Genomic DNA, 22,076 nt, shown 5'->3' with positions numbered 1-22,076 from the left:
TAAAACCCCTTATATATCAACACTTTTTACATTAAAAAATATTTTCAAATAATCAAAACCATTTATTTTTCGGCCTAAAATTTCATGATTTTATTGTAATTTTACATAAAAAATTTTAATCTATATATATAAAAGGATAAATCATCATTTCGATTTATCCTTTATCTGTATTTGTTATTTAATTTTAGAAAGTGCTATATCAAAAGCGTTTAAAGTATTTGCGATATCTTCTTCCGTATGTTTCGTCGACACAAACATACCTTCGAATTGTGATGGTGGTAAAAATACACCGTTATTTGCCATTTCTTTATACATTGCTGCAAATAACTTTAAATCTGATTTTGAAGCTATTTCAAAATTAGTTACTTTTTCATCATTCAAGAAGTAACCAATCATACTGCCCGCACGATTCACGGTAATCGGTACATTGTGTTTACTGAATACATCGTAAAGTCCTTTTTCCAGTAGATCGCCTAAATGGTTAAAATGAGTATAACTTTCTTTAGTTAACTGACTTAAAGTATAATATCCACCAGTCATTGCTAATGGGTTACCACTTAATGTACCTGCCTGATAAATATTACCTGCAGGTGCCACCTGCTCCATAATTTCACGTTTTCCACCGAAAGCACCTACCGGAAGGCCTCCCCCTATTACTTTACCAAGACATGTTAAGTCGGGTGTGACACCAAAATAGCCTTGTGCACAATGATAGTCAACACGGAAACCAGTCATTACTTCATCGAAGATAAGGAGAGCACCGTATTGATTTGTAATGTCTCGTAAACCTTCTAAGAAACCTTCTACAGGAGGCACAACGCCCATATTACCAGCAACCGGCTCAACGATGATACACGCAATATCATCACCATATTTTTCGAATGCAAGTTGTACAGAGTCTAAATCATTATAATGCACAGTAATAGTATTCTCTGCTGTTCCTTTCGGTACTCCCGGTGAATCTGGTAATCCAAGCGTCGCTACTCCTGAACCCGCTTTAATAAGTAATGAATCACTATGCCCATGGTAACAACCAATAAATTTTAAAATCTTATTTTTACCTGTGTATCCTCTAGCTAAGCGTAATGCAGCAAGGGTCGCTTCAGTACCACTGGAAACCATTCGTACCATTTCAACAGAAGGTACACGGTCGATTACCAATTTCGCCATGTCATTCTCTAATGTTGTCGGTGCCCCAAAACTACTTCCCTTTAATATTGCATTTTGCAGAGCGTTTGTTACTTTTTCATCTGCATGACCTAAAATAAGGGGACCCCAGCTTAATACATAATCAATATATTCATTTCCGTCAATATCATAAATCTTTGAGCCTTTTCCGTGATCCATAAATATTGGATCCATATCTACACTTTTAAATGCACGTACGGGGCTGTTTACCCCACCTGGCATTAAATTGACCGCTTCACTAAATGCAGTTTGTGATTTCGTATTGTTCATTTTAATAATCTCCTTTATCCAGGTAATTACAGATATCTTTTGCAAAGTAAGTAATGATCATATCCGCACCAGCGCGTTTCATCGATATCATTTGTTCCATAACGACACGCTCTTCATCTATCCAGCCATTTTGAGCTGCTGCTTTTGTCATTGAAAACTCACCACTCACGTTGTAGGCAACAATCGGTAAATTACTATTATTACGTACATCTCGAATGATGTCTAAATAACTTAAAGCAGGTTTAACGATCATCATATCACAACCTTCTTTTTCATCACTTTCAAGCTCCCTTAATGCCTCAAGACGATTTGCAGGATCCATCTGGTATGTCTTACGGTCACCGTGGCTTGGTGCACTTTCAGCAGCATCACGGAAAGGACCGTAGAATGCTGATGCATATTTAATACCATAACTCATAATTGGTACGTTTAAGAAGCCTGCTTCATCTAAACCTTTACGAATCTCTGCGACAAATCCATCCATCATGTTACTTGGTGCAATAATATCTGCTCCAGCCTTCGCTTGAGAAACTGCAGTTTTGACAAGCAATGGTAATGTTTCATCGTTAATCACGTCATGTGTATGGTCATCTAACACGCCACAGTGTCCGTGATCTGTATACTCACAAAGACAAGTATCCGCTAAAATCAATAAATCCGGATACAATGATTTAGCAAGGCGAGTTGCTTTTTGAATCACACCGTCATCATCAAATGCTCCAGTTCCACACGCATCTTTATGATTTGGAATCCCAAAGAACATAATCGCTCTAATACCCAATTCATAAGCATTTCTAATTTCTTCTTCAACAATATTTAAACTCCACTGATAGATACCTGGCATTGAAGGAATTTCTTTTTTTACATCATCTTTTTCAACGACAAATATCGGATAAATTAAATCTCTTTTCGCAACGCTTGTTTCGCGTACCATATTTCTCATGTTAATTGAAGAGCGTAATCTTCTATGTCTATCAAACTTCATCTTAATCACCTTTTCTTTCAGTTTCTATTTTAATAATTGTATCAATGATACTTTGTTTTGTTTCTTGCTCACTAACATAGTGATGTATTTCATTATCCTTAAGTGCTTTACTTGTTACATGGCCAATAGCAATGACCGACACCCTATTAGTGAATATTTCATTTCCAAAGGCTGTCACACTTGATGGAGACAAAAAAGTAAGCCAGTCAATCTGCTGATTCAAAATCAATGCTTTCGCTTTATTGATATTCTCGTCATTTGGGACTGGTTCATATATATCAATTCTATCGACTGTGCTATCTTTTTTCAATGCATTATACAACTTCGGTCTAGCTTTACAGGAAACCGGTAAACATACAGTACATTGATTAAATCTGTCACCCATCTCTTCAATAAAGCATTCCTGATTGAATTGCGTTGGGACAAAGTCTACCTTTAATCCAAGTTGCTCTAAATAATTGCTAGTCTTTATCCCTATGGCTGCTATTTTACTGAAATGTGTCGTTTTGTATTGATTAAAGAATACATCAACTGCATTTTTACTCGTAAAAATAAGCCAGTCATATTGAGGACGGATAGTTTGTACAGCAAGAGGAGCGATTTTGATAAATGGAAGATGGATTATTTCCACACGCTCATCTTTATACGGTTTACTATCTGTCATCAATACAATAGGCTTCATTATTACCATCCTCTAATTTGATTTTGGTGTATTATTTAGATTTTCAATAATTTTTTGCGCGCCACTCTTATGCATACTGTCAGCAACTTTAGCTCCAAGTTCTGAAGGATCAGTACCGTGTTCAGTTACGCAATATTTTTCAGTGCCATCAGTAGACATGATGAGACCGGTAAATTCAATTTCTTCATCTTTTATTATAGCATGTCCTGCAATCGGAACCTGGCAGCTACCATCCATTAACTTTAAAAATTCACGCTCAGCTTGCGTACAAACTTCTGTTTCACTATCATGAACTGTTGCAAGTAACGATAAAGTTTCCAGGTCATCGATACGACATTCAATACCTAGAGCACCTTGTCCTATTGCAGGTAACATTGTCTCCGGATCTAGATATTCAGTAACGACATCTTTACTCCATCCCATGCGATGCAGTCCAGCAGCAGCTAAGATGATTGCATCAAAGTTTTCAGTTTCAAGCTTTTTTAGACGCGTATCAATATTGCCACGTATCCATTCAATCTTTAAGTGAGGATAACGATTTAATATTTGTGCTCCGCGGCGTAAAGAACTTGTACCGATAATAGCGCCTTCTTTTAAATCAGCTAGTTTTGTATGCGTTTTAGAGATATATACATCACGAGCATCTTCACGTTCCGGAATACATCCTAAAGTCAATCCCTCTGGTAACACACTTGGTACATCTTTTAATGAATGTATAGCAAAATCAATTTCTTTATTATATAGGGCTGCCTCAATTTCTTTAACAAAAAGACCTTTCCCACCTACTTTTGACAGCTGCACGTCAACAATCTTGTCACCCTTCGTTACAATTTCCTTTATTTCTATTTCAACACCTGGGTTAGCAGCTTTTAAGCGTTCAATAAATTGTTTACTTTGTGTCAAAGCAAGCTGACTTCGGCGAGAACCGACGATAAATTTTTTCATAATACCCTCCAAAGTTTAGTAAAATAACTGGTGGAATCCAGAGAAACGAGAAATTATTAAATAATTAATGAGTAATAATAAAAAGAGTACGATATTCATATCCATAAGTTTATGCATCATTAATTTATTTTTCTGATGTAAATAAATATAGATAAAATAACTTATCATTAATAGTAGTGAACCTAAGACTTTAGAGTCTGTCCATATAGAGTTACCTTCAAAAGTAAGCCCCCAATATATTCCTAAGATTAACGATATTAAAAGAAAAACACAACCGATAATAGAAAATATCTGAACAAACTTACTCAAACTATCAAGATCGCTTATTCTAAAAAATTTTTGATTAAATTTTTTCTGTTTTAATTGATACATCTGCAATAAATATAGTACTGCGTGTAATGCCGCTACTAAGAACATGACATAAGATACTATTGCTAATGTGACATGTATCCACAACAATTCATTCATCATATGGGAAACCGTTGTTCCTGTGGACAAATCAAGCGGCTGAAACGTATGAATCATCATAAAAATAAAACCAATTAAATTCATTAAAAAGATGAAAAATTCTGTTTGTATCACCCGCGACAATATTAATGATAACAAAATAATCAGCCAGGTGAAAAAATAAAAGCCTTCATTGATTGTCTCAATTGGAATACGTCCTACAATGATGATAAATAACATAATCGATAGTGATTGTAATATTAATACACCAAGTAATAGCCTAAAGCCATATCGCTTTAATCGTGGTGATTTTTGAACAAAGTCAAAGAAATAACAAGCAATACTTATCATATATAGAATAAGTATTGCTTCATGTAGTCGCATTAATAAAAGTTCATTCATAATATCACCTAATGTTTAGGACTTAATGTAAAACTCTCTTCTGTACGATGAACCATCGGTACATTTTGATTAATACTATCAACTTCATTTGAAATATTAAAAATGTCCTGGAAGAATTGCAATTCAGCTTCACGATTATCTGATCCACTAATTTCTTTTGCCTGAGAAATCGGATCTTTTAATAATTGATTGATAATACTTTTCATATGCTTTGATATCACTTTACGTTCACGTTCTGATAAGTCCGGCATTTTACGGTCAATACTTTCCATTGTCGTTTCCTGAATACGTAACGCTTTTTCACGTAAAGCAGTAATGACCGGTACTACACCTAACATGTTAATCCAGGCAATAAAATCTGAAACTTGTGTATCAATCATTCCTTCAATAATACGCGCGGCTTTTTGGCGTTCTGCCAGATTGGCATCAACTAATCCTTTTAAATCATCAACATCATAGTTAAAAATTAAATCCAGATCATTGACTGCCGGATCAATATCTCGTGGTACTGCGATATCGATGAAAACAAGGGAACGATTTTGACGTAATTTCATAATTTTTGTCATCATCGTTTTAGTAATAATAAAATCTTGTGCACTCGTTGAAGATATTACAATGTCATTCTCTATTAATGCACATTGTAACTCTTCCATCGTTTTATGATTGCCACCAAATTTATCAGCTAGAGAAATCGCCTTCTCTGGTGTACGGTTTATCACAGTAATTTCTGCTGCACCTGAACCTGCTAAATTTTCCAATGCAAGTTCTGCCATTTCACCTGCACCAATAATAAGTATCTTCTTATTGTTAAGGGATCCTAAAACTTTCTTTGATAATTCAACCGCAGCATATGATACTGAAACAGCTTTTGAAGAAATATCAGTTTCTGCGTGAGCACGTTTTGCTAACGTTATCGCATCTTTAAATAATTTATTAAAAATGGTACCTGTTGTTCCTTCTGTTTGAGCAAGCAGGAAACTATCTCTAATCTGTCCTAAAATTTGCGTTTCACCTAAAACTATAGAATCAAGACCTGTAATGACTTTAAAGAGATGATAAAGTGCAGCATTTCCTGCCTTTACATCAGTTACAGATTTAACAGTATCAATATCTACATCAAACCACTCTGCTAAAAACGATTTAATATAATAGCGTCCTGTGTGTACCTGATCGACAACCGCATATATCTCTGTTCGATTACAAGTTGAAAGAATAACACCTTCTAACACTGATTTCTGATTGATTAATGCGCTATGTGCACGTTCAATCGTGTCATCAGAAAATGTAAGTTTCTCCCTTAAACTCACATCTGCTGTTTTGTGATTCACACTCACAACAACAATATGCATTGATTTCGCCCCCAAATTTTTGCCATTATTACTATAGTAACATCTATTCCAATTTTTATTTACAAATCATTAATACACTTCACAAAAAATTCACATTTAGTTATAAATATTTTGATATTGCCTCTAGGATCTGTCCATTTTTAGCATTGCTTAGCGCAGAATAACTGATCAACGTATCATTCGGCTCCATATCTAAATCCTGCTTAATTATTTTAAGGTGTTTCTGAACCTTTCCTTTAGGAATCTTATCTTCTTTCGTAGCGATAACAATGACTGGTATTTCATAATGTTTTAAGAAATCATACATTAATCGGTCATCTTCACTTGGATTATGACGGATATCTACCAGTTGAATGACAACTGCAAGTGTTTCACGCGTCGTCAAATAAGTTTCAATCATTTTACCCCAGCGTTCACGCTCACTCTTAGAAACCTTTGCGTATCCGTACCCTGGTACATCTACAAAAACAAGCTTATCATCAATTTTGAAAAAATTTAACGTTTGAGTTTTCCCGGGTTTTGACGAGATTCTTGCCATACTTTTACGGCCAATCATCGTATTGATAAATGAAGATTTTCCGACATTTGAGCGGCCGGCCAGCGCTACTTCCTGAAGCCCCGTATCAGGATACTGTTCTGGCTTTACAGCACTTATTAATATTTCTACATTATTTGGATTAATATTCATGACTTTCTCCTGTTCTTTGTTTACATCATACCATTATACACGATTTCACCTAAAAAATAATGACTATTGAATGATAAAAAAAGAATCTGCCATTTGGCAAATTCTTTTAAGCTGATGTAACTGCATCATTAATTAAATTATTATCTGCATCATACATATCTGGTGCAATGTTATCTTTAATCGCTTTTTCAGTAATCACAACGCGTTTAACATTTTCAAGCGATGGGATATCAAACATAACATCCATCATTGATTCTTCGATAATTGAACGTAGTCCACGCGCACCTGTTTTGCGTTCAATAGCTAGTTCACTGATAGCTGTTAAAGCTTCCTCAGTAAACTCTAATTCAACCTCATCTAAAGCAAGCATCTTAGTATATTGCTTTACTAATGCATTTTTAGGACGTGTTAAAATATTTTTTAATGCCTCAACATCTAGCTGTTCTAAATTAGCAACAACAGGAATACGACCAATAAATTCCGGAATCAAACCGTAACTTTGCAAATCTTCAGGCTTGATTTGAGAAAGTAGAGTGGCATCATCGAAGTCTTTTTCTTTAATACCTGTAAATCCAATCACTTTCTCACCAAGACGACGCTTAATCACTTCATCAATGCCGTCAAAGGCTCCACCTAAAATAAATAATATATTTGTCGTATCAATTTGAATGAACTCCTGGTTAGGATGCTTTCTGCCACCTTGAGGCGGAACACTAGCAACCGTACCTTCTAATATTTTAAGCAATGCCTGTTGAACACCTTCACCACTTACATCACGTGTAATCGATGTATTTTCTGATTTACGAGCGATTTTGTCAATTTCATCGACATAGATAATTCCTTTTTCAGCACGCTCAATATCAAAGTCAGCAGCCTGTATTAAGCGAAGTAGAATATTTTCCACGTCTTCACCCACATAACCTGCTTCTGTTAAACTTGTTGCGTCTGCAATCGCAAAAGGTACGTTCAATGAACGCGCAAGCGTTTGAGCAAGTAATGTTTTACCTGACCCAGTTGGACCAATCAAAGCGATATTACTTTTTTGTAATTCAACATCTTCTTCGTCCATCGGTTTAAAGATTCTTTTGTAATGATTATATACAGCAACAGACAATGCTTTCTTAGCTTTAGTCTGACCAATGACATATTCATCTAATAAGGCTAACATTTCATGTGGTTTAGGAATTTCAGTGATTTCTTCATGTTCAGTAGTTTTTAATTCTTCTGCTACAATTTCAGAACATAAATCAATACATTCATTACAAATGTAAACACCACTACCAGCAACTAACTTCTTCACCTGATCTTGATCCTTACCACAGAATGAGCATTTTAAGTTTTCTTCTTCATTAAATTTAGACACACTTAACACCCCTATCTTTTAAAGAATATACTAAAGTTTATCATCGTTTGCAAACTTTTAATTCCATAGTGATTACTTTCAAAATAAAACCGAACAAACACAAAAATCAAAAAGTGATTTTACGGTTTGTTCGGATTCTACTCAAATAAGAAAAATATTTTAGTTATCTATTATTTAGTTTTTGATTCTGAAACTAAAACATCAATAGCTTTTTGAATACGTAAATCATCTTTTAAGATAGCGCCATTTCCTAATGCTGCTTTAATATCTTCTACAGACATACCGAATTGTTCGCTCATTTTAGTTAATTCAGCATCAACATCAGCATCACTCACTTCAATGTTTTCAGCTTTAGCAATTGCAGCTAATGTTAAGTTAGTTTTAACACGTTGCTCAGCGTCTTGTTTCATACTTTCTTTTAATTGTTCTTCAGTTTGACCTGAGAATTGGAAGTATAAATCTAAGTTTAAACCTTGTTGAGCAATACGTTGTTCAAATTCCTGCATCATACGATCTAATTCCGTGTTAATCATTGCTTCCGGAATATCTACTTTTGCATTTTCAACTGCTTGCATTACTAAGCTTTCTTTTGTATCATTTTCAGCTTGTAATTTTTTTTGTTCTTCTAAATCTGATTTATATTTAGTTTTGTATGCATCAACTGAATCTACTGATTCATCTAATTCTTTAGCCATTTCGTCATCTAATTCAGGCACTTCTTTAGATTTGATTTCGTTAATTTTCACTTTGAATACAGCTTCTTTTCCAGCTAATTCTTCTGCATGATACTCTTCTGGGAATGTAACATTTACATCTTTTTCTTCCCCAACTTTAGTACCAACTAATTGTTCTTCAAAACCTGGAATAAATTGACCTGAACCAATTTCTAAATCGTAACCTTCTGCTTTTCCACCTTCAAAAGCTTCTTCGTTAACGTAACCATCGAAGTCTAAGTTAACAACATCGCCATTTTCAACTTCGCCGTCTTCTTTAACAACTAATTCAGCTTTACGAGCTAAATCTGCATTAATTGCTTCGTTTAATTCTTCTTCAGTTACTTCTGTTTCGAACTTTTCAACTTCTAAACCTTTGTAGTCACCTAATTCAACTTCAGGTTCAACTGTCACTTTAGCAGTGAAGATTAATTCTTTACCTTTTTCCATTTGTTCAACGTCGATTTCAGGACGATCAACTGGGTTAATACCCGCTTCTTCAACAGCATTAGCATATGCATCTGGTAAGATGAAATCTAATGCATCCTGGAATAATGATTCAACTCCAAAACGTTGTTCGAACATTTGACGAGGCATTTTCCCTTTACGGAAACCTGGTACGTTTACTTGCTTAACAACTTTAGCGAATGCTTTATCTAATCCAGCTTTAACTTCCTCTTCAGGAACTGTTACTGTTAATAATCCTACATTACCTTCTTGTTTTTCCCATTTTGCTGACATGTGTAATTCCTCCACGTTTTTCTAAAATTTTTTCAACTCATTAATTATAGCATATAACATCATCGCTTCAACATTTTTGAGTTGATATTCCAAACTATAATATCATATTTTCAAACTTAGCATACAATTTTTTTAATATTCCTTGATTAAACTTAACTTTTCAAGCCGTTCGATGCACTCTATTAGTTGTGTATTCACTTTATTCGACTCATTGTCATCATTCAGGTTGAATAATGCACTAAAATACTTAATATAAGCTAAGACCATCTCATCAGCATCACATTTAAAATATTCCTCAAAATGTAATGGATATAATACGGTATTATGCTGTTTCATCGTTGCCTTTATAACTTCTGCTATATCTGGGCTATTAATATCAAAATAATTTTTTACAGAAACTGCAATATTTAAGATAAAATCCGTTTTCACAAGAGAAGATAATTGAGAAATATTTACTCTGATATTATGGTTTAACTTTTCAAACTTCACTTCACCAGTAAACTGTGCAAGTATTAAATATTCAAGCATCATGCTACTTACCAACGGATGAATCATACTATGCTCAAGCAATTGTACAAAACTCATCTGAAAACGGTAATCTTCATTTTCAATCAGTTCAACGATGAGTGCCAGTTGTTCATTGACATCATTTTCCTTAAAAGTCTGAATAAATTTCATATGGGCAACGTTTCGCATATTGAGTTGATGACTCGCTTCGTCATAAAAAGGCATTAATGCCACAATTAATTTATGATCAACATCTTCGGTGCGTAAACTATCTATCAACTCAATCACAGTTTTAAATTGTTTAAGTTTTAATAAGCTCTCGATAAAATAAGGAACAATTTTGTCGTAGGCATAATGTCCTTGATTCAATAGAATGCTCGATTCTTCTCGTAATTCCAGAAAACTTTCAAGTTGATAAAGACAATCTAGTTTCATCAGATGCTCATCTTCAGTTAATTCAAAGTGCTTTTCATAATCATTAAATAAATCATACGCCGACTCATAGTCACCATTTTTAACTGCAGTAGTAATTTGACCCATTAAATTTCCTTTTAACTTCGGAAAGATAATTATATCCGACATGTTAATGCCCTACATTAAATATAGACTCGATAATGATACGTGACCATGATTCATACTCAGCATCTTTCATTAAACTATTTTCTGGCTTCCAGTCAATCTTTAAAGTATCCGTTTCATTTACAAAAACTTCTGATTGCTTTACTTTCAGCTTAAAGACCAGACCGATATGAACACGTCCAACTTCATTATCATCATCATTAATGAAACCGATTAAGTTAAGACTTTGAGGATTAACATCCTTAACGCCTACTTCTTCTTCCAGTTCTCGTGCAGCGTTATCTAAAAGAACACCTTCAATTTGTGTATCTTCCAGCTGATTCATATGACCGCCAATTCCGATAGAACTTAGTCCATGAAGACGTTGTTCACCACCACCAGTAAGACGCTCGTATACTAAAATTTCATCATTCTCGTTTTCTAAAATACAATATGAAATCAGTTGCTTATATGAAGGATCTTCTTCCATGTCGCCACGACGTTTAACTTCATACTTTGATAGCGTCTCATAGATTTCAAGTGCTTTTTGATCTTCTATAGAAATAAAACCATTAAAATGATTCTTTTCATGACTAAAAATCGTCTCACGATTGACTACAATTATTTGTTCATCAAATTTATTCATATATTACTCCTCTAAATTTGTCTTAATTAAATTTTAACCAAAATAATTGCTTAACTCAAATATATTTCAGTTAAAGATCTTCACTTTATACTTTAGTATATTATGCCACAAGTGTTGATTATAAATGAAATCAGGGAGTGTTGCAAAAATTGAAGCGTAAATCTTGGAATGATACACTAAATTTACGAAAGGGGAATAAAAATGACCATTCAACAATTTGAAGATGCATTAAAAATCAGTACAAAAATCGTGTTCTTTGGAGGCGCTGGAGTTTCTACTGAAAGTGGGATACCTGACTTTCGCTCTGCTAACGGAATATTTATGCAGGAAACAAATACTGATTACTCACCGGAGCAAATCATTTCTCATTCATTCTTTAAACGCTATCCAAAACAATATTTCGGCTTTCATTTTGATAAGTTAGTATATCCCGATGCCTTACCTAACCTGGCACATACATATTTAAAAACATTAGAGGATAGCGGTAAAGAGATTACAATCATTACTCAAAATATCGACGGTCTCCATCAAGCAGCAGGCTCAACCAACGTACTCGAGCTGCATGGCACAGTAAAAAATAACTATTGTCTGGAATGTAATGAAAACTACACATTAGATGAACTTAAATTAGATCATGACGGCATTCCAAGATGTCCAAAAGACTCAGGAATTGTAAGACCTGACATCGTGATGTATGAAGAAGCATTAGATAGTAACACAATCGAACAAGCAATTCAGGCAATAAAGCAAGCAGATATGCTGATTGTCGCTGGTACTTCATTATCAGTTTATCCTGCAGCAGGATTTGTTGATCTGTTTCAAGGTGAAAATCTTGTTGTCATCAACAAAACACCCCTTAGAACCGTTCGATATGACGCGCTCATATTCGAAGACAGTATTAGTAATGTATTTAAAAAATTGCAGAGATAGATCACTATTTTGTTAGATTTTAGAAAAACGATACAAAAACTACACATAAATCATATATAATATGATTATGAAACGTTTTAAGGTGCTTCCAATTTAAATCGTTTCTTAAATCAAACAAAGGGAGATGTTTAAAATGGCTAGAAAAGTTCATCATGAAGAAGTTTTGTACAACGAAAAAGGAGAACGCGTGATATATCGAGACGCACCGAAAAAGAAGCGTAATCCTTTACTGCTAGGTTGTTTAGGTCTTTTATTAATTGCTATTCTTATAGGAGCATGTTCTGCATTATTCCTATCAGTTAGTGAAGAAAAAGGTTCAAGTGATGAATCGACAAATAGCAAAGATATAAAAAATGATAAAACGGTTAAACAAGCTTATAAAATTGGTGACATTGTTAAGGTAGGTAAAATGCAATACAAAATTAATAACGTAACGACTGCTACATCAGTAGGACCATCTGCATTACCTGAAAAAGCTAAAGATACTTTTGTTGTTATTGATCTTGAAGTTAAGAATAATGGTGATGAAGCAATTACGGTGGATAGTTCATTATTCAAGTTACTTACTAAAGGAAAAACTTTAGAAGCAGATGCCGCAGCTTCTACATCAGCTAATCAAAGTGAAGATGGAACAATCCAAAATTCATTCTTCTTAGAACAATTAAATCCTGATAGCACTTCAAAAGGTAAAGTAGTGTTTGATATTTCAAAAGCGATGGCTGATGCTCCTGATAAACAACTAGAAGTAGCAACTGGGTTTTTCGGTACAGAAACAGAAATCATTGATTTAAAATAAAATTAAGCAATATTATTCAATAAAAAGTGAGGCCGCTGAAAAGTTTTCAGTGGCCTCACTTTTTTAAAATATTATTGTAACTATAAAAACAAAAAAATCCTCCAAGTAATCGGAGGATAAACTAAATTAGTATAACTTAGTAATGGACGTCCTGGGAGGGATTCGAACCCCCGACCGACGGCTTAGAAGGCCGTTGCTCTATCCAGCTGAGCTACCAGGACATAATTTTTAAGACAAGATTAATTATAATCAATCTTGATATATAAAGTCAATAACATTTCAAGAGTAATTAGCTAAAACCATTCATTAATTATAGTACATTTACACAATTAATCATAAATAACAATAAAAATTAAGATTGTATCTATACAATCTTAATTTTTATTGTTTAAAACTATTGGATAACTAAAGTTTCATTTTCAACTAACTGGTGCTGTTGATTGTAAAATGATACTTTCAATTCATTATCTTTTAATTCTAAAATTGCATAAGTTTCTGCGTCGTCACTCCTAGATTGAGCAATCGATCCAGGATTAATACATATTACGTTATCTATTGTCTCTATACGTTTGACATGCAAATGGCCATACAATGCAATCTTACAATGATTATCCTGTGCTGCTTTCGCTAACATTTCTCGCCCTTGCCCTACATGATAGAGATGACCATGTGTTAAAAATAGGTTAACATCTTCCAGCTGAAGTACAGATTCCTCATGGAAGTCTTTACTGTAATCACAATTTCCTCTAATCTTGATATACTCTCGTAATTCAGCAGAACGATAATCAAATTCTGAATCTCCCAAATGAATATATACATCTGCGTCATCATGTATCGCTACAATATCAGTCAGTATATGCTTTAGAGAATGATTATCACTAACTACGACTAATTTCATCATTATGCCTCCTTAGATAATGCCTGAATCAAGCATTTTTTGGATCGCCTTACCACGATGTGATATTTGTGCTTTCTCTTCACCTGTCATCTGTGCAGTTGTCTTTCCTTGATTCGCAATATAGAAAATAGGGTCATAACCAAATCCGTTTTCCCCCTTAGGTTCATATAATAACTCACCTTCTACCTCACCCCTAAAGGTTTGAGTTGCTTCACCAGGAATACTCACTGCTATCACACAGACGAATCTTGCACGTCGGTCTTCCTTATCCTTCATATTGTCCAGGACAAGTTGTAAGTTTGATGCATCCGTTGCACCTTCACCTGAATAACGCGCAGAATAGACACCCGGCGCATTATTTAAGGCGTCTACCTCTAATCCTGAATCATCACTGATAACTATCTTATTCAGTAATTTTGAACCATGCTCTGCTTTTAACGCAGCATTTTGTTCAAAAGTAGTCCCTGTTTCTTCTACATCAAAGTCTGGTAATAACGATTTTATGCCTATCACATTATAGTCTTTAAATATGTGCTTAAAGTCATTAATCTTTCCTTCGTTTCCAGTAGCTATTACGATATCTCTCATATGTCCTCCAAATGTATAGATGTTATTTGTAAATCTTCATCATTCAACCACTCTTTAGCAATTCTCGAAAATTTTTCGGTATCACCATTAACATAAAATTCATGTTTCGGTAATTCACTATACTTCGCGTGATCCTGACTAAATGTCAAGAGAGCACTTACCTCTCGGGCTGTTTCTAATCCAGATGATATAACTTTCTTCTCACCATCAAAATACTTTTCGATATATCCTTGCAATAACGGATAATGTGTACAACCAAGGATAACTGTATCACTTTTATCATGACGCCAGTTTCTTAATGTTTGGTGAATAACGATATTTGAAATTGTAGGGTCTTTATATCTTACTTGTTCTACTAATGGCACAAAACCAGGACAACTCACACCATTCACTTCTATTTTAGGATTGATTGATTTTATTTTTTTTCGGTAAGCTTCTGATTTTATAGTACCTTCTGTCCCCAGTACAAGAACATGATTATTCGACGTCGTCATGATGGCCGTTCTGGCACCTGGCTCAATGACACCGATGACTGGTATCGAGAGCATCTTCTGTAATGGTTCTAAAGCTACAGCAGTTGCTGTGTTACATGCTATAACGAGCATTTTAATATTTTTAGTAAGTAAAAACTCTGCAAGTTGAATCGTAAAATCACGAACTTGCTCAGGAGGACGTGGCCCATATGGGCAACGACTTACATCTCCTAAATAACAAATTGATTCATTAGGAAGTTGTCGCATAATCTCTTTAGCGACCGTTAACCCTCCTACTCCTGAATCAATCACACCGATTGGAGCTGACACTAATTTCCACCTTCTTCTGTTGCACTGTACAACTTATGTATTTGGTCAATGAGTATTGGTAAATCATCATCGATACTCTTTTCTACTAAACCGCTCAAATACTTTCTTCTCTTCAGAATAACAGCATCGATGATTGATAAACCTTTAGGCGTTAACTGGATGCTTACTTTACGGCGATCCTCTATACTTTTAACTCTCTCAGCAAAACCATTTTTACTAAGTGCGTCTACTAATTCAGATGTAGATGAAATCGCCAGATTCATATGTTTTGCAAGCGTTCCGATATTAAGAGGACCTGCCTCTTTAATCCATTGAATCGCCATAAACTGCGTATCTGTAATATCATGTTTAACCAGTTCGCTTCGACCTTCATTTTTTATGATATCGGCTAACCGTCTTAATTCATATTCTAATGTAACCATCGCTTTATCCACATGTAAACACCTCTATTCACCTTTAAAGTTATCATATCAAATATTGGCAAAATAAAAAAAGGTTTTGAGATAAATATAACTCTCAAAACCTTTTTGCATATGTTAAGCGCATTTCAGATTGCCTCTTAGTTGAAACGGCATCTTCAATGCTGGACCTCGTCAAATTTCACCAACACCTATGAAATCAAAGAACGATTTTCTTGGTGTTGCTTCCAATTTGTTCGGTCCAAAGCGCATTTCAGATTGCCTCTTAGTTGAAACGGCATCTTCAATGCTGGACCTCGTCAAATTTCACCAACACCTATGAAATCAAAGAACGATTTTCTTGGCGTTGCTTCCAATTTGTTCGGTCCAAAGCGCATTTCAGATTGCCTCTTAGTTTACCTGATGGTCTGAACCAAAGAATGATTTGAACATCTGGAATGTTGCTTCACGGTTCATTGCAGCAATTGATGTTGTAAGTGGAATTCCTTTTGGACAGCTTCTCACACAGTTTTGTGAGTTACCACATTCAGCAAGTCCGCCTTCTTCCATTAATGCATGCAATCTTTCATCTTTATTCATGCTTCCTGTTGGATGTAAGTTGAATAAACGTACTTGTGAAATTGCCTGCGCTCCCATAAATTTAGAGTTCGCATTCACGTTTGGACATACTTCTAAACATACCCCACAAGTCATACATTTAGAAAGTTCATATGCTGTTTGACGCTTCTTCTCAGGCATACGTGGCCCAGGTCCTAAATCATAAGTACCATCGATCGGTACCCAAGCTTTAACGCGTTTTAAGTTATCGAACATTCTTGAACGATCCACTTGTAAGTCACGCACTACAGGGAATGTAGCCATAGGCGCTAATCGAATCGGTTGTTCTAATGTATCAATGATTGTAGAACATGATTGACGTGCTTTACCATTAACAACCATAGAACAAGCACCACACACTTCCTCAAGACAGTTCATATCCCAAGTAACAGGAGTTGTTTTTTCTCCGCGTTCATTAACAGGATTACGCTGAATTTCCATCAGTGCTGCGATAACGTTCATATTAGGACGGTAAGGAATCACGAACGTTTCTTCGTAAGGCTTAGAATTTTGATCTTTTTGACGTGTGATAATCAATTTGATTGTTTTTTCAGCCATGATTATTTACCTCCTTTAGATTTCTTAGAGTAATCACGAACACGTGGCGGAATTAAGCTTACATCAACAGGCTCATAGAAGAATTCTGGTGCTTCTTTTGCGCCTTTAAATTTCGCCATCGTTGTTTTCAACCATTCTTCATCATTACGTTCAGGGAATTCAGGTTTGTAATGTGCACCACGTGATTCATTTCGGTTGTAAGCACCAATTGTCATCACACGCGCAAGTACTAACATATTCCATAATTGACGCGTAAAGAATACTGCCTGGTTGCTCCATAATGCTGTATCTTCCATATCAATGTTATGATAGCGCTCCATTAATTCAACGATTTTCTTATCTGTTTCAAGCAATCGATCGTTATGACGTACTACAGTAACGTTAGCTGTCATAATTTCACCAAGCTCTTTGTGTAATTTATAAGCGTTTTCTGTACCTTTCATATTCAGTAAAGCATCAAAACGTTTTTGTTCTTCTTCAACTTTGCGTGAATAGATTTCTTCAGGTAGGTCAGTGTATGATTTTTCAAGGCCTTTAACGTATTTAATTGCGTTTGGTCCTGCAACCATACCACCGTAAATTGCTGATAATAATGAGTTCGCCCCTAATCGGTTACCACCGTGTTGAGAGTAATCACATTCACCTGCAGCGAATAATCCAGGGATATTCGTCATTTGATCGTAATCTACCCAAATACCACCCATTGAGTAATGTACTGCTGGGAAGATTTTCATAGGTACTTTACGTGGGTCATCTCCAGTGAATTTTTCGTAAATTTCGATGATACCACCTAATTTAACGTCTAATTCATGTGCATCTTTATGACTCAAATCAAGGTATACCATGTTTTCACCATTAATACCTAATTTTTGGTTTACGCACACATCGAAGATTTCACGTGTTGCGATATCACGCGGTACTAAGTTACCGTAGTCTGGGTATTTCTCTTCTAAGAAGTACCAAGGTTTACCGTCTTTATATGTCCATACACGTCCACCTTCACCACGTGCAGACTCACTCATTAAACGTAATTTATCATCACCAGGAATAGCAGTCGGATGAATCTGGATAAATTCACCATTCGCATAGATTGCACCTTGTTGATACACTACTGATGCAGCAGAACCTGTATTGATCATTGAGTTTGTAGATTTTCCGAAGATAATACCAGGTCCACCTGTAGCCATAATAACGGCATCTGAACCGAATGATTTAATCTCAGAAGTTGTTAAGTTTTGAGCGACGATACCACGTGCTGCGCCTTCATCATCTAAGACAGCACCAAGGAATTCCCATCCTTCGTATTTCGTAACTAATCCTTCAACTTCAAACTTACGTACTTGTTCATCTAATGCATATAATAATTGTTGCCCTGTTGTAGCACCTGCGAATGCAGTACGGTGATATAGTGTTCCACCGAAACGACGGAAATCAAGTAATCCTTCTGGAGTACGGTTGAACATTACACCCATACGGTCTAATAAATGAATGATGCCTGGTGCAGCTGCTGTCATTGCTTTAACAGGTGGTTGATTCGCTAAGAAATCTCCCCCATATACAGTATCATCAAAGTGAATTAAAGGTGAGTCTCCTTCACCCTTTGTATTAACCGCACCATTAATACCGCCTTGAGCACACACTGAGTGAGAACGTTTAACTGGTACTAAAGAGAATAGATCAACACTTGTACCTGCTTCTGCTGCTTTAATCGTTGCCATTAAACCTGCTAAACCGCCGCCGACAACAATGATATTACTTTTTGCCATTATATTGTCACTCCCCTAAATTTCTTATCCTAAATAAATGCAAATAAAGCACGTAATCCGATAAAAGTAATCACTAAAAATGCTGCAAATGAAACATAAGCCATGATTTTTTGTGAACGATCAGATTGTGTAATACCCCAACTTACTGCAAATGACCATAATCCATTAGAAAAATGGAAGATAACACTTACAATACCGATTACATAACCAATTAAATTAATTGGATTCGTAAAAATGTCATGCATCATATCATAGTTAATATGATGACCTAATGCTGCCTGTACACGCGTTTGCCATACGTGGATTGCGATAAAGATAAACGCCACAATTCCCGTGAAACGTTGTAATAAGAACATCCAGTTTCTAAATGTTGAATAGTGCATGACGTTATTCTTAGACGTAAAAGCAATATACACACCATAAATCGCGTGGAATAAAATTGGTAAGTAGATCACGACTGTTTCCAAAACAATTTTAAACGGTAAATTCCACATGAAGTCACTCGCTTTATTAAAAGCTTCTGGACTGTTTACCGCAAAATGGTTAATCACTAAGTGCTGAATTAAGAAAACACCTAATGGAATTACCCCAAGTAAAGAATGTAACCTACGTAGTGCAAATGATTTTTCTGAGCTTGCCAATCGAAGTCCCCCCTAGATTCTTTTAAGTAAATTCACAAATTCAATAATACGCCTGTTCATACGGTAAATCAAGAAACCGATTACATTTTAGTATAAAAAAAAGTTTGTGAAATTTAATTTTCATCATCATTGTACCACTCTTTAACCTGCTGTGGCATATGAAAATGATTCTCAATTAAATTATTTCACAAACATTATTTATCATTTTATTGATTCGCTTTTGTGCTGACTTTCTCCATTTAAAGTATTATGAATTTCTGTGGCTAATTTAATCGGTACACCTATTTGATTTATCTCTTCGATCGTTGCCTCTTTAATCCTTTTAACCGAACCAAAATGTTTCATAAGCATTAATTTACGTTTTGGACCAATGCCTTCAATACTGTCGAGCTGCGACGATAACCCCGTCTTTCTTCGTGTATTGCGATGAAATGTAATTGCAAACCTATGCACCTCATCCTGAATACGCTGTAGTAAATAGAAACTTTGACTCTTTTTGTTGAGCGGGATAACATCAAAATCTTCCCCGTATAATAACTCTGCAGTCATATGTTTATCATTTTTCTTAAGTCCTGCTACAGGAATATCCAGATTGAGTTCATTCACCAATACATCAATAACACTACTCATATGACCTTTACCTCCATCTACAACGATGAGATCAGGTAAGGGTAAGTTTTCTTTTAAGACCCGAGCATATCTCCTTCTCACTACTTCTCGCATACTTTCATAATCGTCGGGTCCTGTGACAGTTTTTATTTTATATTTTCGGTAATCACGCTTACTTGGCTTTCCGTCAATAAAGCATACCATAGCAGCAACCGGGTCCACCCCTTGTATATTTGAGTTATCGAAAGCTTCTATTCTTACTGGTGTTTCAATCCCCATTGCATTGCCGAGTTCTTCAATCGCTTTAATGGTACGTTCTTCATCACGTTCAATTATTTCAAATTTATTGGAAAGCGCAATTTGTGCATTTTTTACAGCAAGATCAACCATCTCTTTTTTCTTACCACGTTGAGGTTGAATTACTTTTGTTTCAACAACTGATTGAATCATCTCAAGATTCAATCCTGTAGGCACATGTACTTCTGCTGGCAAAATATTTTCTGCAAGGCCGTAAAATTGACCGATAAAATTGTAAAAATGTGACTTAGAATCATCAATTAATGGAATCATCGTTACTTTGCGTTCAATAAGATTACCTTGTCTGACGAAAAATACCTGAATACACATCCACCCTTTATCGACAGCATAGCCAAATATATCTCTTGTAGTCATATCGCTAGTCATCATCTTTTGCTTAAACATTAATGATTCAACATGTGCAATTAAATCACGATATTCCTTTGCTTCCTCAAACTGTAGATTTTCTGCGCGTTCGTGCATCTTTTCTCGCAGGTCATCTACTATTGCTGTATCCTGTCCGTTTAAAAAGTCTGTAACAATCTGTATATAACGACGATACTCTGCTTCTTCAACATTATATACACACGGTCCCAGACATTGACCGATATGATAGTACAGACATAATTTATCCGGAAGGTTTTTACACTTTCTAAATGGTATGATACGATCTAAAAGTTTTTTCGTTTCATGTGCAGCATATGCATTCGGATAGGGTCCAAAGTATTTCCCGCTATTCTTTTTTACTGTACGTGTTACTAATAACTTTGGGTGTTTTTCATTTGTAATTTTTATAAACGGATAACTTTTATCATCTTTCAGCATTATATTGAATCTAGGATAATATTTTTTTATCAGCGTTAATTCAAGCAGCAAAGATTCTATTTCTGTATTGGTTACTATAAACTCAAAATCACGTATTTCAAGTACAAGACGTGTCGTTTTTTCATCATGCGCACCTGTAAAATATGATCTGACCCGATTACGTAGGTTCTTCGCTTTACCAACATAGATAATTTGATTATTTTTATCTTTCATTTGATAACAACCCGGTTCATTGGGTAAGACAGCTAGTTTTCTTTTAATCTTCAATTCATAATCTTCCATACGATTCACCACTCTTTATATTTCAAAAATTATAACCATAAAAAAAGAGCAAAATCAAAAGATTTCACTCTTAAAAAATTTTATTTTCAGCTACATCTTAGTAATGTTTTTCTAAAACAGCTTGTAATTGTTCTTTAGGTTGGAAACCAACAACTTTATCAACTGCTTGTCCATCTTTAAATACGATTAAAGTAGGAATACTCATAACTTCAAATTTAGCAGCAGTCGCTTGGTTTTCATCAACGTCAACTTTTACGATGTTAGCTTTGCCTTCTACGTCTTTTGCTAAATCTTCTAATACAGGTGCAATCATCTTACAAGGTCCACACCAAGGTGCCCAAAAATCAACTAAAGTAACACCTTCTTTAATATTTTCTTCAAAATTTGTATCTGTTCCAGTAATAATAGCCATATTTATAATCCTCCTAGTAATTAGCTTATGCGATATAAATGGAGTATAGCAAAATTAGTTGTATAGGTCACACATTTTGCTCACCCGACTTACAAAGCAACAAATAAATAAACCATTCCTGCAAGTAACATCAGTACTGACACTACAATAAGTACTTTTGCAAGCTTATAC

General features: G+C 35.1%; 23 protein-coding genes and 1 tRNA gene. 2 read left to right on the top strand and 22 right to left on the bottom strand.

What is annotated here, in order from left to right; genetic code table 11:
- Window positions 1-174: 174 nt before the first annotated feature.
- The 11 genes from hemL to ACMGE6_RS08955 all read right to left on the bottom strand — a co-directional run bounded on the left by hemL (window position 175) and on the right by ACMGE6_RS08955 (window position 11,484).
- Window positions 175-1,458, bottom strand: coding sequence for a glutamate-1-semialdehyde 2,1-aminomutase (gene hemL, locus ACMGE6_RS09005; protein ID WP_414053518.1), 1,284 nt, complete (start codon window positions 1,456-1,458; stop codon window positions 175-177).
- Window position 1,459: 1 nt separating this feature from the next.
- Window positions 1,460-2,443: a porphobilinogen synthase gene (gene hemB / locus ACMGE6_RS09000; protein ID WP_414053517.1), complete on the bottom strand. Its 984-nt coding sequence runs from the start codon at window positions 2,441-2,443 to the stop codon at window positions 1,460-1,462.
- 1 nt (window position 2,444) lies between these two features.
- Entirely contained in the window at window positions 2,445-3,125 is a 681-nt protein-coding gene (locus tag ACMGE6_RS08995) for a uroporphyrinogen-III synthase (protein ID WP_414053516.1), read from the bottom strand.
- Between the two features lie 12 nt (window positions 3,126-3,137).
- Window positions 3,138-4,070, bottom strand: a complete 933-nt coding sequence (gene hemC, locus ACMGE6_RS08990; protein WP_414053515.1) for a hydroxymethylbilane synthase — start codon at window positions 4,068-4,070, stop codon at window positions 3,138-3,140.
- Between the two features lie 15 nt (window positions 4,071-4,085).
- Entirely contained in the window at window positions 4,086-4,919 is an 834-nt protein-coding gene (gene ccsA / locus ACMGE6_RS08985) for a cytochrome c biogenesis protein CcsA (RefSeq protein WP_414053514.1), read from the bottom strand.
- 8 nt (window positions 4,920-4,927) lie between these two features.
- Window positions 4,928-6,268, bottom strand: a complete 1,341-nt coding sequence (gene hemA, locus ACMGE6_RS08980; protein WP_414053513.1) for a glutamyl-tRNA reductase — start codon at window positions 6,266-6,268, stop codon at window positions 4,928-4,930.
- 100 nt (window positions 6,269-6,368) lie between these two features.
- Window positions 6,369-6,956 carry a ribosome biogenesis GTP-binding protein YihA/YsxC gene (gene yihA / locus ACMGE6_RS08975; protein ID WP_414053512.1) on the bottom strand — a complete coding sequence of 196 codons (588 nt, stop codon included), beginning with the start codon at window positions 6,954-6,956 and terminating at the stop codon, window positions 6,369-6,371.
- Window positions 6,957-7,062: 106 nt separating this feature from the next.
- Window positions 7,063-8,319 (bottom strand): ATP-dependent Clp protease ATP-binding subunit ClpX, encoded by a 1,257-nt coding sequence (gene clpX, locus ACMGE6_RS08970; RefSeq protein WP_414053511.1) that lies wholly within the window; start codon window positions 8,317-8,319, stop codon window positions 7,063-7,065.
- A gap of 170 nt (window positions 8,320-8,489) precedes the next feature.
- Entirely contained in the window at window positions 8,490-9,773 is a 1,284-nt protein-coding gene (gene tig, locus ACMGE6_RS08965) for a trigger factor (protein WP_414046163.1), read from the bottom strand.
- Window positions 9,774-9,905: 132 nt separating this feature from the next.
- Window positions 9,906-10,862, bottom strand: coding sequence for a hypothetical protein (locus ACMGE6_RS08960; RefSeq protein ID WP_414053510.1), 957 nt, complete (start codon window positions 10,860-10,862; stop codon window positions 9,906-9,908).
- 1 nt (window position 10,863) lies between these two features.
- Window positions 10,864-11,484, bottom strand: a complete 621-nt coding sequence (locus ACMGE6_RS08955) for an NUDIX domain-containing protein (RefSeq protein WP_414053509.1) — start codon at window positions 11,482-11,484, stop codon at window positions 10,864-10,866.
- Between the two features lie 201 nt (window positions 11,485-11,685).
- Between ACMGE6_RS08955 and ACMGE6_RS08950 the strand changes: the two genes are divergently transcribed.
- Together ACMGE6_RS08950 and ACMGE6_RS08945 are read left to right on the top strand one after the other, a co-directional pair.
- On the top strand, window positions 11,686-12,414 hold the full coding sequence (locus tag ACMGE6_RS08950) for an NAD-dependent protein deacylase (protein WP_414053508.1): 729 nt from the start codon (window positions 11,686-11,688) through the stop codon (window positions 12,412-12,414).
- Between the two features lie 133 nt (window positions 12,415-12,547).
- Window positions 12,548-13,210 carry a DUF4352 domain-containing protein gene (locus tag ACMGE6_RS08945; protein WP_414053507.1) on the top strand — a complete coding sequence of 221 codons (663 nt, stop codon included), beginning with the start codon at window positions 12,548-12,550 and terminating at the stop codon, window positions 13,208-13,210.
- Between the two features lie 147 nt (window positions 13,211-13,357).
- Here the strand turns inward: ACMGE6_RS08945 and ACMGE6_RS08940 are convergent.
- From ACMGE6_RS08940 to trxA, 11 genes are all read right to left on the bottom strand, one after another.
- Window positions 13,358-13,431 (bottom strand) — tRNA-Arg (locus ACMGE6_RS08940).
- Window positions 13,432-13,604: 173 nt separating this feature from the next.
- Window positions 13,605-14,108: a YfcE family phosphodiesterase gene (locus tag ACMGE6_RS08935; protein WP_414053506.1), complete on the bottom strand. Its 504-nt coding sequence runs from the start codon at window positions 14,106-14,108 to the stop codon at window positions 13,605-13,607.
- 12 nt (window positions 14,109-14,120) lie between these two features.
- Window positions 14,121-14,696, bottom strand: coding sequence for an XTP/dITP diphosphatase (locus ACMGE6_RS08930; RefSeq protein WP_414046157.1), 576 nt, complete (start codon window positions 14,694-14,696; stop codon window positions 14,121-14,123).
- Entirely contained in the window at window positions 14,693-15,499 is an 807-nt protein-coding gene (racE, locus tag ACMGE6_RS08925) for a glutamate racemase (RefSeq protein WP_414053505.1), read from the bottom strand. Before racE ends, ACMGE6_RS08930 begins: the two co-directional genes overlap by 4 nt.
- A complete protein-coding gene (locus tag ACMGE6_RS08920) occupies window positions 15,499-15,933 on the bottom strand; it encodes a MarR family winged helix-turn-helix transcriptional regulator (RefSeq protein ID WP_414053504.1) in 435 nt (144 codons plus the stop codon). The genes racE and ACMGE6_RS08920 overlap by 1 nt, the downstream gene beginning before the upstream one ends.
- A 159-nt stretch (window positions 15,934-16,092) precedes the next feature.
- Window positions 16,093-16,221 (bottom strand): hypothetical protein, encoded by a 129-nt coding sequence (locus ACMGE6_RS08915; RefSeq protein WP_414053503.1) that lies wholly within the window; start codon window positions 16,219-16,221, stop codon window positions 16,093-16,095.
- Between the two features lie 87 nt (window positions 16,222-16,308).
- Window positions 16,309-17,073: a succinate dehydrogenase iron-sulfur subunit gene (gene sdhB, locus ACMGE6_RS08910; RefSeq protein WP_414053502.1), complete on the bottom strand. Its 765-nt coding sequence runs from the start codon at window positions 17,071-17,073 to the stop codon at window positions 16,309-16,311.
- Between the two features lie 2 nt (window positions 17,074-17,075).
- Window positions 17,076-18,839, bottom strand: coding sequence for a succinate dehydrogenase flavoprotein subunit (sdhA, locus tag ACMGE6_RS08905; protein ID WP_414053501.1), 1,764 nt, complete (start codon window positions 18,837-18,839; stop codon window positions 17,076-17,078).
- Window positions 18,840-18,868: 29 nt separating this feature from the next.
- Window positions 18,869-19,480 (bottom strand): succinate dehydrogenase cytochrome b558 subunit, encoded by a 612-nt coding sequence (locus ACMGE6_RS08900; protein WP_414053500.1) that lies wholly within the window; start codon window positions 19,478-19,480, stop codon window positions 18,869-18,871.
- Between the two features lie 201 nt (window positions 19,481-19,681).
- Window positions 19,682-21,493, bottom strand: coding sequence for an excinuclease ABC subunit UvrC (gene uvrC / locus ACMGE6_RS08895; RefSeq protein ID WP_414053499.1), 1,812 nt, complete (start codon window positions 21,491-21,493; stop codon window positions 19,682-19,684).
- Window positions 21,494-21,590: 97 nt separating this feature from the next.
- Window positions 21,591-21,911, bottom strand: a complete 321-nt coding sequence (trxA, locus tag ACMGE6_RS08890; protein WP_414046778.1) for a thioredoxin — start codon at window positions 21,909-21,911, stop codon at window positions 21,591-21,593.
- Between the last annotated feature and the right edge of the window lie 165 nt (window positions 21,912-22,076).

It is taken from the genome of Macrococcus equi, assembly GCF_047426745.1.
GTDB classification, from domain to species: Bacteria; Bacillota; Bacilli; order Staphylococcales; family Staphylococcaceae; genus Macrococcoides; species Macrococcoides equi.
This window is presented reverse-complemented; position numbering and strand designations above follow the sequence as displayed.

Bases quoted from the DNA above. Each gene is read 5' to 3' on its own strand.
- hemL (WP_414053518.1), bottom strand. From the start codon at position 1,458: ATGAACAATACGAAATCACAAACTGCATTTAGTGAAGCGGTCAATTTA.
- hemB (WP_414053517.1), bottom strand. From the start codon at position 2,443: ATGAAGTTTGATAGACATAGAAGATTACGCTCTTCAATTAACATGAGA.
- ACMGE6_RS08995 (WP_414053516.1), bottom strand. From the start codon at position 3,125: ATGAAGCCTATTGTATTGATGACAGATAGTAAACCGTATAAAGATGAG.
- hemC (WP_414053515.1), bottom strand. From the start codon at position 4,070: ATGAAAAAATTTATCGTCGGTTCTCGCCGAAGTCAGCTTGCTTTGACA.
- ccsA (WP_414053514.1), bottom strand. From the start codon at position 4,919: ATGAATGAACTTTTATTAATGCGACTACATGAAGCAATACTTATTCTA.
- hemA (WP_414053513.1), bottom strand. From the start codon at position 6,268: ATGCATATTGTTGTTGTGAGTGTGAATCACAAAACAGCAGATGTGAGT.
- yihA (WP_414053512.1), bottom strand. From the start codon at position 6,956: ATGAATATTAATCCAAATAATGTAGAAATATTAATAAGTGCTGTAAAG.
- tig (WP_414046163.1), bottom strand. From the start codon at position 9,773: ATGTCAGCAAAATGGGAAAAACAAGAAGGTAATGTAGGATTATTAACA.
- ACMGE6_RS08960 (WP_414053510.1), bottom strand. From the start codon at position 10,862: ATGTCGGATATAATTATCTTTCCGAAGTTAAAAGGAAATTTAATGGGT.
- ACMGE6_RS08955 (WP_414053509.1), bottom strand. From the start codon at position 11,484: ATGAATAAATTTGATGAACAAATAATTGTAGTCAATCGTGAGACGATT.
- ACMGE6_RS08950 (WP_414053508.1), top strand. From the start codon at position 11,686: ATGACCATTCAACAATTTGAAGATGCATTAAAAATCAGTACAAAAATC.
- ACMGE6_RS08945 (WP_414053507.1), top strand. From the start codon at position 12,548: ATGGCTAGAAAAGTTCATCATGAAGAAGTTTTGTACAACGAAAAAGGA.
- ACMGE6_RS08935 (WP_414053506.1), bottom strand. From the start codon at position 14,108: ATGAAATTAGTCGTAGTTAGTGATAATCATTCTCTAAAGCATATACTG.
- ACMGE6_RS08930 (WP_414046157.1), bottom strand. From the start codon at position 14,696: ATGAGAGATATCGTAATAGCTACTGGAAACGAAGGAAAGATTAATGAC.
- sdhB (WP_414053502.1), bottom strand. From the start codon at position 17,073: ATGGCTGAAAAAACAATCAAATTGATTATCACACGTCAAAAAGATCAA.
- sdhA (WP_414053501.1), bottom strand. From the start codon at position 18,839: ATGGCAAAAAGTAATATCATTGTTGTCGGCGGCGGTTTAGCAGGTTTA.
- uvrC (WP_414053499.1), bottom strand. From the start codon at position 21,493: ATGGAAGATTATGAATTGAAGATTAAAAGAAAACTAGCTGTCTTACCC.